Source organism: Pseudomonas syringae pv. tomato str. DC3000 (assembly GCF_000007805.1).
GTDB classification, from domain to species: domain Bacteria; phylum Pseudomonadota; class Gammaproteobacteria; order Pseudomonadales; family Pseudomonadaceae; genus Aquipseudomonas; species Aquipseudomonas avellanae.
On sequence record NC_004578.1, the window covers coordinates 3,512,047 to 3,524,565 of the forward strand.

9 protein-coding genes are annotated in these 12,519 nt (G+C 61.0%); all 9 read left to right on the forward strand.

Annotated features, from left to right (window positions below; translation table 11 throughout):
- The first annotated feature begins 8 nt into the window (after positions 1-8).
- The 9 genes from treZ (at position 9) to PSPTO_RS16200 (ending at position 12,500) form a co-directional block, all read left to right on the forward strand.
- On the forward strand, positions 9-1,823 hold the full coding sequence (treZ, locus tag PSPTO_RS16160; protein WP_005766224.1) for a malto-oligosyltrehalose trehalohydrolase: 1,815 nt from the start codon (positions 9-11) through the stop codon (positions 1,821-1,823).
- Positions 1,813-3,891 (forward strand): 4-alpha-glucanotransferase, encoded by a 2,079-nt coding sequence (gene malQ / locus PSPTO_RS16165; RefSeq protein WP_011104396.1) that lies wholly within the window; start codon positions 1,813-1,815, stop codon positions 3,889-3,891. Before treZ ends, malQ begins: the two co-directional genes overlap by 11 nt.
- Positions 3,888-6,671, forward strand: a complete 2,784-nt coding sequence (locus PSPTO_RS16170; RefSeq protein WP_011104397.1) for a malto-oligosyltrehalose synthase — start codon at positions 3,888-3,890, stop codon at positions 6,669-6,671. The genes malQ and PSPTO_RS16170 overlap by 4 nt, the downstream gene beginning before the upstream one ends.
- 17 nt (positions 6,672-6,688) lie before the next feature.
- On the forward strand, positions 6,689-7,102 hold the full coding sequence (locus PSPTO_RS16175) for a DUF2934 domain-containing protein (protein ID WP_011104398.1): 414 nt from the start codon (positions 6,689-6,691) through the stop codon (positions 7,100-7,102).
- Positions 7,103-7,261: 159 nt separating this feature from the next.
- Complete coding sequence (gene glgX, locus PSPTO_RS16180; protein ID WP_005766232.1) at positions 7,262-9,445, forward strand: glycogen debranching protein GlgX; 2,184 nt, start codon at positions 7,262-7,264, stop codon at positions 9,443-9,445.
- On the forward strand, positions 9,442-10,455 hold the full coding sequence (locus PSPTO_RS16185; protein WP_005766234.1) for an acyl-CoA dehydrogenase family protein: 1,014 nt from the start codon (positions 9,442-9,444) through the stop codon (positions 10,453-10,455). Before glgX ends, PSPTO_RS16185 begins: the two co-directional genes overlap by 4 nt.
- 26 nt (positions 10,456-10,481) lie before the next feature.
- Positions 10,482-11,255, forward strand: coding sequence for a PIG-L deacetylase family protein (locus PSPTO_RS16190; RefSeq protein WP_005766237.1), 774 nt, complete (start codon positions 10,482-10,484; stop codon positions 11,253-11,255).
- Complete coding sequence (locus tag PSPTO_RS16195; RefSeq protein ID WP_007246306.1) at positions 11,252-11,878, forward strand: SAM-dependent methyltransferase; 627 nt, start codon at positions 11,252-11,254, stop codon at positions 11,876-11,878. The genes PSPTO_RS16190 and PSPTO_RS16195 overlap by 4 nt, the downstream gene beginning before the upstream one ends.
- A complete protein-coding gene (locus tag PSPTO_RS16200) occupies positions 11,847-12,500 on the forward strand; it encodes a glycosyltransferase (RefSeq protein WP_011104399.1) in 654 nt (217 codons plus the stop codon). The genes PSPTO_RS16195 and PSPTO_RS16200 overlap by 32 nt, the downstream gene beginning before the upstream one ends.
- Positions 12,501-12,519 lie beyond the last annotated feature (19 nt).

The window sequence follows — 12,519 nt, forward strand, 5'->3', positions numbered from 1 at the left end:
ATTAATGGATGCCCCTGCGTACAGACGATAACTGGCGCCACGGCGCCGTTTTGTTGGACCCTGAACACACCCGGTTTGCCCTCTGGGCACCGGATGCCTCCTACGTAAGTGTCGAACTGCAGGATGGCCAGTCTCTGGCCATGCTGCCCCAGCCAGAAGGCTGGTTCGTGCTTGAGGCCCGCTGCAAGGCGGGTACTCGATACCGCTTCAAAGTCGACCATACGCTCGAAGTGCCAGACCCGGCATCGCGTGCGCAGGTCGATGACGTTCATTCGCAAAGCATCGTGGTCGATCCCCAGGCCTATTCGTGGCAAAACACCGCATGGAATGGTCGTCCGTGGCATGAGGCTGTCATCTATGAGCTGCACGTCGGCGCAATGGGCGGCTATGCAGCGGTCGAGAAGCATCTTGCGCGCCTCGCCGCGCTGGGCATCACCGCCATTGAGCTGATGCCGCTGGCGCAGTTCCCCGGTGATCGCAACTGGGGCTATGACGGCGTTCTGCATTATGCCCCGCAGTCTTCATACGGCACTCCCGAACAGCTCAAACACTTGATCGACACCGCACATGGCGTTGGCCTGATGGTGATTCTGGACGTGGTGTACAACCACTTCGGTCCGGACGGCAATTACCTGGGCAGTTACGCCAAGGAGTTTTTCCGCAGCGACCTGCACACCCCCTGGGGCGACGCAATTGATTTCAGGCGCCCGCAAGTGCGGGATTTCTTCGTCGACAATGCCCTCATGTGGCTGCTCGAATACCGCATCGACGGGCTGCGCATGGACGCCGTCCACGCCATTCGCGACGAGACCTTCCTGCCCGAGTTCGCCACCCGCGTGCGCGAGCGGATCGAACCGTCCAGGCATGTGTGGCTGAACCTTGAAAACGAGTTCAATCAGGCCAGCCTGCTCGACAAGGGTTTCGACGCGCAATGGGACGATGACGGGCACAACACGCTGCACGTGCTGTTGACCGGCGAAACCGATGCCTATTACTCGGATTTCGCCAAAGAGCCGACCCACAAGCTTGCGCGCCTGCTCGGCGAAGGTTTTGTCTACCAGGGTGAACAGACGCGTCACGGGCACACCCGAGGCGAGCCCAGCGGCCACCTTGCACCCAGCGCCTTTGTGCTGTTCCTGCAGAACCACGACCAGATCGGCAACCGTGCGCTCGGCGAGCGTCTGCCACAGCTCTGTTCCCCTGATGCGCTCAGGGCTGCGACTGCGCTGTTGTTGCTCTCGCCGATGATTCCGCTGATGTTCATGGGCGATGAATGGGCCGCGAGCGAACCCTTCCTGTTTTTCACCAGCCATCACGGCGAGCTGGCCGATGCCGTGCGTGAAGGGCGTCGCAAGGAGTTCGCCGACTTCGCAGCGTTTGCCGATCCAGAAAAGCGCGAGCACATTCCTGATCCCAACGACATCAAGACCTTCGAGGCCTCCCGCCCGGCGTTCTCAGCGACAGAACTGCAGACCGAGAAAGGTCTGGAACACCGTCAATGGGTCGATTACTACGCGCAATTGCTGGCCTTGCGTCATCAGGAAATCGTCCCGCGCCTTCAGGGTGCGAGCTTCCTCAACACCGAGATCCTTGGCGACAAGGCGGTCAGTGCACGCTGGACGCTGGGCGACGGCAGTGTGCTGCGTATCGACCTGAACCTCAGCGAACAGCCTGTTGCAACCACGCCTGCGCCACATGCCCGGGAGATTTTCTCCAGCGCTGCGAAATCGTCCGAACTTTCCCCTGACGCAATCCTCAATCCTTACACGGCCATTGTCAGCCTGACAGCAAGTGATGTTCTGGAGGAACAGGATGAACAATGAGCAATTGGAGAGGCTTGCGACCGAGGCAGGACTGTCGGTGCACTGGGTCGATGCCAACGCCAGGCCACAGGTCGTCAGCCCTGATGTGCTGCGCAAGGTTCTGGAAGCGCTGGGCTATCCTGCTGAAAGCGGTGAGGCCATTGATGCCAGCCTGCAAAAACTGCAGCTCGCCCGTCATGGCGCAAGCGCCCCACCCCTGCTGACGGTCGATCAGGACAGCAATCTGGACCTGTCGGAATGGTTTGCGGCGCAAACACCGTTCACGCTGCACCTTGAAGACGGCTCTTCGATTGACGCCACGCTGACCGCAAGCGGCGAATTGCCAGCACTTGCGCCCGTCGGCTATCAACAGCTGGAAATTGCCGGCCAGCACCTGACCCTCGCTGTTGCCCCGAAAACCTGCTTCAGTATGGCAATGGCTGTCGATGCGCCAGTGCCACGCGGCTGGGGCCTGACGGCGCAGCTTTACAGCCTGCGCCGCGAAGGTGATGGCGGCTTCGGCGACACGGAGGCACTGGAAATGCTGGTGCGTTCGGCCGGTGAGCGCGGAGCCGATGCGCTGGGCATCAGCCCCATTCACGCCATGTTCGCCAACGACCCACGCCGTTACAGCCCGTACTCGCCGTCCAGCCGGCTGTTCCTTAACAGCCTGTATGCCGCGCCGGGCGCAGTTCTCGGCGAGCGTGCCTGGCTCCAGGCAATCGAAGATGCAGGCGTAAGTGAAGAAATGGCACGCCTGGAAACACTGTCCTTGATCGACTGGCCAAGCGCAGCAAACGCCAAATGGAAAGCGTTTCACGCCCTTTACGACGTGTTCAGCACCGGCGCGCATCCACTGCACGAAGACTTCAACAGTTTCCGCCACAGCGGTGGTGAAGCGCTGGAAAATCATTGTCGCTTTGAAGCCCTGCGCGCCGAATCGGCCACGCTGGGTATCAGCGAAAACTGGCACGAATGGCCGGACACATTCAAGGATCCGCGCAGTCAGGCTGTCGCGCAATTTGCCGAAACACATGGCGAGCAGATCAGCTTCCATGCCTTTGCCCAATGGCTGATTGCCCGTGGCCTTGAGCGTGCGCAGGTTGCCGCGCGCAGCAGCGGCATGCGCATCGGCCTGATTGCCGACCTGGCCGTGGGTGCCGATGGTGCCGGTAGCCAGGCCTGGAGCCGTCAGGATGAGTTGCTCTCGGCCCTGACCGTCGGCGCGCCGCCCGATATCCTCAACCGCGCCGGACAAAGCTGGGGCATCTCGGCTTTTTCACCGGATGGCCTAAAGCGCAACGGGTTTCGTGCCTTCATTGAAATGCTGCGTGCCAACTTCGCCCATGCTGGCGGGTTGCGCATCGACCACGTCATGGGGCTGCAGCGTTTGTGGGTTATCCCGCAGGGTTCGCCGCCCAGCGAAGGTGCCTACCTCAATTTTCCGCTCGACGACATGCTGCGCCTGCTGAGCCTTGAATCCTGGCGGCACAAGGCAATCGTGCTGGGCGAAGACCTCGGCACCGTTCCTGAAGGCCTTAGCGAGAAACTCAGCGCACGGGCGATTCTGGGCATGCGCGTACTGTTGTTCGAACAGAACAACGGCCAGTTCAAACCGATCCTCGATTGGTCCGATCAGGCACTGGCCACCACCAGCACGCATGACCTGCCGACGCTGGCAGGCTGGCTCAGCGAGCTGGACATCGAATGGAACGCCCGCCTGGGTCACATCGATGAACAGCACGAAGCCCAATGGCGTGATGAACGTGTGCGCGAATACCACAGCTTGCGTCGCGCCTTGAGCCAGAACATCGAAGAGATGCCCGCCGACAGCGAGGACCCGGAGCAGATTATCGACGCGAGTGTGCGTTATCTGGGCCACACGCGTGCGCCACTGGTGCTGCTGCCAATGGAGGATGCACTGGGTGTCGAGGAGCAGGCCAATCTGCCCGGCACCATCGATAGCCACCCGAACTGGCGCAGGCGCCTGCCCGGCACTGCTGCCTCCCTGCTTGATCATCCACATGCTGCTCGACGACTGGAATTGCTGTCCCAATCCCGGCTGCAAGCTGCGGAGCGTGACCGATGAACCGTCCACTACAGCCTTTGCGCGCCACCCAGCGCCTGCAATTTCATAAAGACTTCACCCTTGATGACGCCGTGCCACTGGTGCCCTACTTCGCCAGCCTTGGCATCAGTCATATCTATGCGTCGCCATTGCTCAAGGCCCGCGCGGGCTCCATGCATGGCTACGATGTAGTCGACCCGACCGTCATCAACCCGGAGCTGGGCGGCGAACCTGCCCTGTTGCGCCTGGTATCGACCCTGCGCGAACACGGCATGGGCCTGATACTTGATATCGTGTCCAACCACATGGCCGTCGGCGGCGCCGATAACCCATGGTGGCTGGACCTGCTGGAGTGGGGGCGTCGCAGCCCTTACGCAGATTTCTTCGACATCCAGTGGAACTCCCCGGACCCGCTGCTGGAAGGCCAATTGTTGCTGCCGTTTTTGAGCACTGATTACGGCACCGTGCTGCAGGCCGGAGAAATCCCCTTGCGCTTCGACGCCGAGCGCGGCGCGTTTTACATCGAGCACTACCAGCATCACTTCCCGATCTGCCCGCTGACGTATGACTTGTTATTGCAGACAGTGGAACACCCGCAACTGAAGGAAGTGGCGCAGCGCTTCACCGCGCTGGCCCAATACCCGCAGGCGTATGAACGCGCACGTCAGGCGAGGGCCGAGTTGGCTGAACTGGCCAAGGATGCGCAGGTTTCGCAGGCTATCGAGCAGATTCTTGCGCACTTCGACTCCAGCAAACCGGAGGGTTTCCAGCGTCTGCATCAGTTGCTTGAACGTCAGCATTATCGTTTGGCCAGCTGGCGTACCGCTGGTGATGACATCAACTGGCGGCGCTTTTTCGACATCAACGAGCTGGGCGGCTTGCGCGTCGAGCGGCCGCAGGTCTTCGAGGCCACTCACGGCAAAATCTTTCAGTTGATCGCGGACGGCCTGGTTGACGGGCTGCGTATCGATCACATTGACGGCCTGGCCAACCCGCGCGGCTATGGCCGCAAATTGCATCGCCGGGTCAAAAGTCTGTTGAAGCAGCGCCCTGCCGAGGCGCAAATTGAACATTTGCCGATCTTCGTCGAGAAAATCCTCGGCCCGGATGAGCCGCTGCGCGAGGACTGGAGCGTAGACGGCACGACCGGTTACGAATTCATGAATCAGGTGTCGCTGCTGCAACACGATCCCAAGGGCGAAGAGCCGCTGGGCGAGCTGTGGAGCCGACTGGCAGAGCGTACCGCTGACTTTGATCAGGAAGTGCTGGTGGCCCGCGATCTGGTGCTGCACGGCACGCTGGCGGGCGATTTCGAGAACGTCGCGCAGTCATTGCTGCAAGTGGCACGCAGCGACCTGATGAGCCGCGACCTGACACTGGGGGCGATTCGCCGGGCCTTGCTGGCGCTGGTGGTGAATTTCCCGATCTACCGCACCTACATTTCGGTGTGCGGTCGCTCTGAACAAGATGATCGTTACTTCCAGCAGGCCATGGAAGGCGCTCGTACCACGCTGAACGAAGGCGACTGGCCGGTGCTCGATTATCTGGCACGCTGGCTGGGCGGCGAGTCATGGCGACAACTGCCGCGCGGGCACCTGCGCAAGCTGTACAAGAATGCCTGCGTGCGCTTCCAGCAGTTGACCTCCCCTGTCGCCGCCAAGTCGGTCGAGGACACCTCTTTCTACCGCTCTGCGGTGCTGCTGTCGCGCAACGATGTGGGCTTTCATCCGCAGCATTTCAGCGCCCCGGTGGAGGACTTCCACGCAGTCTGCCTGGAGCGTCTGGAAAAATTCCCTGACAATTTGCTGACCACCGCCACCCATGACCACAAGCGCGGCGAAGACACCCGTACACGCCTTGCGGTACTGAGTGAATGTGCGCCGTGGTACGCCGAACAGGTTGAGCGCTGGCGACAGCTGGCCGTGCCGCTGAAAGGTGACGAGCCCGCTATCAGTGCGGGCGATGAGTTGATGCTCTATCAGGCACTGCTGGGCAGCTGGCCGCTAAGCCTGGAAGGCGAACAAGCCCATCAGGATTACGCCAAGCGTATGGTCCAGTGGCAGGAAAAAGCCCTGCGCGAAGCCAAGCTGCAAAGCAGCTGGAGCGCGCCTAACCAGCCTTACGAAACGGCCTGCCGCGAGTTTCTGGATCGCCTGCTGCTCGCGCCAGAAGCGCTTGCGCTGCGTCAGTCCCTGAGTGCGACGGCCAACCGTATTGCCACCGCTGGTGCGCTCAACAGTCTGGCGCAAACCTTGCTACGCTTGAGCGTGCCCGGCGTGCCCGATTTGTATCAGGGCGCCGAGTTCTGGGATTTTAGTCTGGTGGATCCGGACAACCGCCGGCCGGTGGATTATGCAGCCCGGCAGAAGGCGCTGGCGCAGGACGCTAGCGCTGCCGACCTGTTGAGCAACTGGCAGGATGGCCGGATCAAACAGGCGCTGATCTCGAAGGTGCTGAACCTGCGGGCCCAGTACCCGGCGCTGTTCAGTGAGGGGAGCTACCAGCCCCTTGAGATAAAGGGGAGCCACGCCGATCAGGTGATGGCGTTTGCCCGGGAGACGCAAGGAGTGCGCGCTGTCATCGTAGTCCCACGCATAAGCAGTGAACTATTGGGTACCGCACAAACTCCATTGATTAATGCTGCCAATTGGGGCGACACGCGGATAATGTTGCCGTTTGCCGATTCCGATTCTGACTGGAAGGGGCTCTTTTCTGACGTTGTGGTAATGACTGATCGGGAAATACCGCTCAGTGCAGCGCTTGAAAGATTTTCCGTCAATTTGCTTATTCAAACTACGTAATAGCTGGGAGTCTCAAGATGAGTGCAGACGAAAAAAGAATTCGCGATTTTGCCTATCAGATCTGGGAATCGGAAGGTAAACCCTCCGGTCATGATGAGCGTCACTGGGAAATGGCGCGCAAGCTGGCAGAGGCCGAGGCACTGGCACCCAACAAGTCCACCGTGCGCAAATCCACCAAACCGAAACTGCCTGAGGTAGACAGCGCCAAGGCGCCTGCCAAAGGCGCGGCCAAGCCGGTGGCCAAGTCGGCTCCTGCGCCAAAGCCTGCGGCCGACAGCAAACCCAAGGCAGCGCCTAAAGCAGCTCCGAAGCCTGCGGCCAAGCCGGCTGCAAAACCGGCAACTGCGGCGGCGTCCAATGCGCCGGCCAAAAAAGATGCACCTGCCAAACCTGCTGCTGCCAAGAAGCCGCGCAAGCCGTCAAATTCTTGAAACTCTTCTGGCTCGGTGCCAGTCCATTGTTACAGGTCCCGCTCTGATCCAGAGACGGGACCTGCTGCAACCCCATACTTTATCTTCGATGTTGGAGCCCCTGCGGCTTCGATAGCGGTCTTGGCCGCTCAGAAAATCATTAGACGTCAGGAAGGCACCATGAATACGAAGTCAACTCCAGCGGCAGATGAAAGCTCCGCTTCGCACGACAGTTCTGCCAGCACCCCGACGCGCATTCGTGAAGGGCTTCCCTTCCCTCTCGGTGCCAGCTGGGATGGTCTGGGTGTAAACTTCGCCCTGTTCTCGGCCAACGCCACCAAAGTCGAACTCTGCCTGTTCGATTCGACCGGTGAAGTAGAGCTGGAGCGTATCGAGCTTCCGGAATACACCGACGAGATCTACCACGGCTATCTGCCCGACGCTCACCCTGGGCTGATTTACGGCTACCGTGTTTATGGTCCTTACGATCCGAAGAACGGCCATCGCTTCAACCACAACAAATTGCTGATCGACCCGTACGCCAAGCAGTTGGTCGGTGAGCTCAAATGGTCGGAAGCGTTGTTCGGCTACACCATCGGCCATGCTGACGGCGACCTGAGCTTCGACGAGCGCGACAGCGCGCCGTTCGTGCCAAAAAGCAAGGTGATTGACGAGGCCTACACTTGGGGCCGCGATCAGCGCGTCGGTACGCCGTGGGACAAGACCATTTTCTATGAGACCCACGTGCGCGGCATCACCATGCGCCACCCTGAGGTCGCGGAAGAGTTACGCGGTACGTTTGCAGGCCTGGGATCAGCGCCCGTCGTCGATCACATCCGCAAGCTGGGCGTGACGTCTGTCGAGCTGCTGCCGATCCATGCGTTCGTCAACGATCAGCATTTGTTGCAAAAAGGCATGACCAACTACTGGGGCTATAACAGCATCGCGTTCTTCGCCCCGGACCCGCGCTACCTGGCCAGCGGCAAGATCGCCGAGTTCAAGGAAATGGTCGCACACCTGCACCATGCAGGCCTGGAGGTCATTCTCGACGTGGTCTACAACCACACCGCCGAAGGCAACGAGCTGGGTCCGACCCTGTCGATGCGCGGTATCGACAACGCCTCATATTACCGGCTGATGCCGGACGACAAACGCTATTACATCAACGATTCCGGTACCGGCAACACCCTCGACCTGAGCCACCCTTGCGTATTGCAGATGGTCACCGACTCGCTGCGTTATTGGGCGTCGGAAATGCACGTCGACGGCTTCCGTTTCGACCTGGCAACCATTCTCGGTCGTTACCACGATGGTTTCGATGAGCGTCACAGCTTCCTGGTTGCGTGCCGTCAGGACCCGGTCCTGCGTCAGGTCAAACTGGTCGCCGAGCCTTGGGATTGCGGCCCGGGTGGCTATCAAGTGGGCGGCTTCCCGCCGGGCTGGATGGAATGGAACGACAAGTTCCGTGACACCGTGCGGGCCTTCTGGAAAGGCGACGAAGGCCAACTGGCCGACTTCGCTGCACGCATGACCGCTTCGGGCAACATGTTCAACCAGCGCGGTCGCCGCCCTCAGGCGTCGGTGAACTTCATCACTGCGCACGATGGCTTCACGCTGCACGACCTGGTGTCGTACAACGACAAGCACAACGAGGCCAACGACGAAAACAACCAGGACGGCAGCAATAACAACGTGTCCTGGAACCACGGCGTCGAAGGTCCGACCGAAGACCCGGAAATCAACACCCTGCGTCTGCGCCAGATGCGTAACTTCTTCGCCACATTGCTGCTGGCTCAAGGCACGCCGATGATCGTTGCCGGTGATGAATTCGCGCGCACTCAGCACGGCAACAACAATGCCTATTGCCAGGACAGTGAAATTGGCTGGATCAACTGGGACCTGGACGAAGACGGCGAAGCGCTGCTCAAGTTCGTCACCCGTGTGATCAAGTTGCGTCAGAGCTACCCTATCCTGCGTCGTAGCCGCTTTTTGGTCGGCGACTACAACGAAGAAATCGGCGTCAAGGACGTAACCTGGCTTGCGCCAAGTGGCGAAGAAATGAGTGTCGAGCAGTGGCACGATGCCAACGGCCGCTGCCTGGGCATGCTGATGGATGGCCGCGCGCAGGAAACCGGCATTCGTCGTCCGGGTGCCGACGCCACGCTGCTGTTGGTGGTCAACTCGCACCATGACGGCGTCAACTTCACCTTGCCGCAAGTACCGGAAGGCACCCATTACGAGTGCCTGATCGACACTAATCAGGACGATGCACGCAGCAAGGAGCAGTTTGCGTTCGGTTCGCATTACACCGTCACCCCACGTTCGCTGCTGCTGTTTGAAGTCAAGCGTGAAGATCAGCAATGACTGATGCCTTGAGTGAGTTTCTCGACTGGCGCAAGCATGGCTATGCCGATACGCGTGCGCTGGGCGAGTGCTTGCAGGCACTGGTCAATGAAGGTCTGGACCAACTCCCCCTGCCTGCCTGCGGTCAGACTCTTGAGCGCTGGCAGGCGCTGGCCTGCGTGGCAGGCCACGACCTGGGGTTGTGCAAGTTGTACGAGGGGCACACAGATGCATTGGCGATCATGGCCGAACTGGGTGCCCCGCCCCCCGAACAATTCAGCACCTGGGGCATGTGGGCGGCAGAGCCGCCGCAGGCGCGGGTGACATTAAGTGGCAAAGGCGATTCGCTTCGCCTGAACGGCCGCAAGGCCTGGTGCTCAGGCGCGAATGCCCTGAGCCACGCATTGATCACCGTATGGGACGAAGCGCATCGCCAGCAACTGGTTGCGGTGCGCCTCGATCAACCCGGTGTGCACATCACCAAAGATGGCTGGCGTGCAGTGGGCATGGGTGCCACGGGCAGCGTCGAGGTGGTGTTCGAGAATGCCGACGGACAGCTTGTCGGCGCACCCGGCGGCTACCTGCAAAGACCCGGTTTCTGGCACGGCGGCATCGGCATCGCAGCCTGCTGGTATGGCGCGTCCCGCTCCATTGCGCAGCGCCTGCTTGCGCACATCGGCAAACGTGAAGAGCCGCACGCCCTCGCCCATCTGGGCGCGGTAGACGTGGCGTTGCACGCTGCAATTGACGTCCTGCGTGCCGCTGCCGTGCACCTGGATCAGGCACCGACGGAACCCGCTGAAATTCTGGCCCGGCGCTGCCGAGCCTATGTCGAGCAGTCCGCAGAGCTGGTCATTCAACATGTAGGCCGCGCAGTCGGCGCTGGCCCTTACTGCAAGGACCCGCACTTCGCCCGATTGATTACCGATCTGCCGGTCTTTTTACGACAAAGCCACGCCGAGCAGGATCTGGCGGCGCTGGGCCAGTTGGCTGGCAAGCAGTCGCAGGCTGTCCGGCCCTGGTCATTATGAGAGTGCATGTATGAAAGTGTACGGTCATGAGTGAAGCCTTTGTAGTGAGCGACAACGCATCGGACCAAGGCACACCGCTGGCCGCCTGGAATGCCTCGGCCAGACTGGGCGCATTGCCGGCGATCACCGCCGACCTGCTGGTGCCGCCCAACTGCAGGGCGGTGATCATCGCCCCGCACCCGGATGATGAAATACTTGGCTGCGGCGGCCTGATGAGCCAATTGGCGCAACTGCAACGCAACCTGCTGCTGATTTCGGTGACCGACGGCACCGCCAGCCATCCGGGCTCGGCGCTCTGGCCTGTCGAGCGCCTTGCAGACTGCCGTCCTCAGGAAAGCGCACAAGCCCTGAACCGTCTCCAAATCCCCCTTGAACAGCTCGCCTGGACAAGAGGCGGCTTTGCAGATGGCACGCTTGGCGAACATGAAGACCGGCTGGTGGAGTTTCTTGCCCAGCAGTTGGGGCCCACCGATGTGGTGTTTGCCACTTGGGCAGGCGACGGCCACCCCGATCATGAAGCCGTCGGCCGCGCCAGTGCCAGAGCCTGCGCCATAACCGGCGCGCAGCTTCACGAAGTACCGATCTGGGCCTGGCACTGGGCTGACCCCGAGGACGAGCGTTTGCCCTGGGATCGTGCTCGCAAACTGTTGCTGGACCCCACGACACTCGCGCACAAACGCAGTGCGGCTCAGGCTTTTACCAGTCAGTTGCAGGGCGACCCCGCCATCGGCTTGGCGCCGGTACTGCCCGAGGCTGTTCTGGAGCGCCTGCTGCAACCCTTTGAGGTGGTGTTTACATGAGCGTCGCCGACAGCTATTTCGATGAGTTATTCCGCAACAACGACGACCCGTGGGCGTTCAAACAGCGCTGGTACGAGCGACGCAAGCGCGCCCTGACGCTCGCCGCCCTGCCCCGCGAGCGCTACAGGGCGATATTCGAGCCCGGTTGCGCCAATGGCGAACTCAGCGCCGACCTTGCCGAACGCTGCGACATGCTGGTGTGTTGTGACACATCGACCCAGGCAGTCGAACTGGCGCGCCAGCGTCTGGCAGATGTGCCCCATGCCAGAGTTGTGCAAGCCCGCTTGCCGCACCAATGGCCGGCGGGGCAGTTTGATCTGATCGTCTTCAGTGAACTGGGTTATTACCTGGACGCCGCTGACCTGCATCGCCTGATCGACTGCGCATTGGCGGCGCTGTCGCCGGATGGCCAACTGCTCGCCTGTCACTGGCGCCCGGACATCGAGGGCTGCCCGCTGAACGCGCAGGCGGTCCACGCGATCCTGGCCGAACGGCTATCCATGCACCGACTTTTCAGTCATCACGAACAGGATTTTCTGCTGGACCTGTGGAGTCGTGATGGAACCTCCGTGGCAGAACAGGAATTCTCCGATGATCGGCATATTGATCCCGGTGCACAATGAAGAGCAGCTACTCGACTTGTGTCTCGAAACGATAAAACAGGCTGCCGCGCACCCGGCCCTCAAGGGCGAGCAGGTGGAAGTGCTGGTGGTTCTCGACAGTTGCACTGATCGCTCGGCTGAGATCGCACGCGCGCACGGCGTGATGATTCTCGAAGTGACGGCACGCAATGTCGGGCAGGCACGCGCTGAAGGTGCTGCATTCCTGCTCGACAGAGGCGCACGCTGGCTCGCATGCACCGATGGCGACAGCAGCGTGGCCAGTGACTGGCTGGCTGAGCAATTGGCACTGGATGCCGACGCCGTATGCGGAACCGTCACACTCGGAGACTGGAACAATGACATCTCGGCCCCCGCCCGGGCGGCTTACCTTAAGCATTACCAGCAACGTGATGGTCATCGACACATTCACGGGGCCAATCTGGGCGTGAGTTCGATTGCCTACATCAGCGCGGGCGGGTTTCCGTCACTGACCTGCCACGAAGATGTCCATCTGGTACGCCAGCTGGAACTGATCGGCGCGCGAATCGCCTGGAGCTGCCGCCCAAGAGTGACGACTAGCACGCGCCTGAACTCCAAGGCCAGAGGCGGATTCGGCGACTACCTGAGCTCGCTGAACGCCTGAGCGGCTGTCGCTGATGCCG

Coding starts and splice junctions, on each gene's coding strand:
- PSPTO_RS16190 (WP_005766237.1), top strand. CDS start 10,482: ATGAGTGAAGCCTTTGTAGTGAGCGACAACGCATCGGACCAAGGCACA.
- PSPTO_RS16200 (WP_011104399.1), top strand. CDS start 11,847: ATGATCGGCATATTGATCCCGGTGCACAATGAAGAGCAGCTACTCGAC.
- malQ (WP_011104396.1), top strand. CDS start 1,813: ATGAACAATGAGCAATTGGAGAGGCTTGCGACCGAGGCAGGACTGTCG.
- treZ (WP_005766224.1), top strand. CDS start 9: ATGCCCCTGCGTACAGACGATAACTGGCGCCACGGCGCCGTTTTGTTG.
- PSPTO_RS16185 (WP_005766234.1), top strand. CDS start 9,442: ATGACTGATGCCTTGAGTGAGTTTCTCGACTGGCGCAAGCATGGCTAT.
- PSPTO_RS16175 (WP_011104398.1), top strand. CDS start 6,689: ATGAGTGCAGACGAAAAAAGAATTCGCGATTTTGCCTATCAGATCTGG.
- PSPTO_RS16195 (WP_007246306.1), top strand. CDS start 11,252: ATGAGCGTCGCCGACAGCTATTTCGATGAGTTATTCCGCAACAACGAC.
- PSPTO_RS16170 (WP_011104397.1), top strand. CDS start 3,888: ATGAACCGTCCACTACAGCCTTTGCGCGCCACCCAGCGCCTGCAATTT.
- glgX (WP_005766232.1), top strand. CDS start 7,262: ATGAATACGAAGTCAACTCCAGCGGCAGATGAAAGCTCCGCTTCGCAC.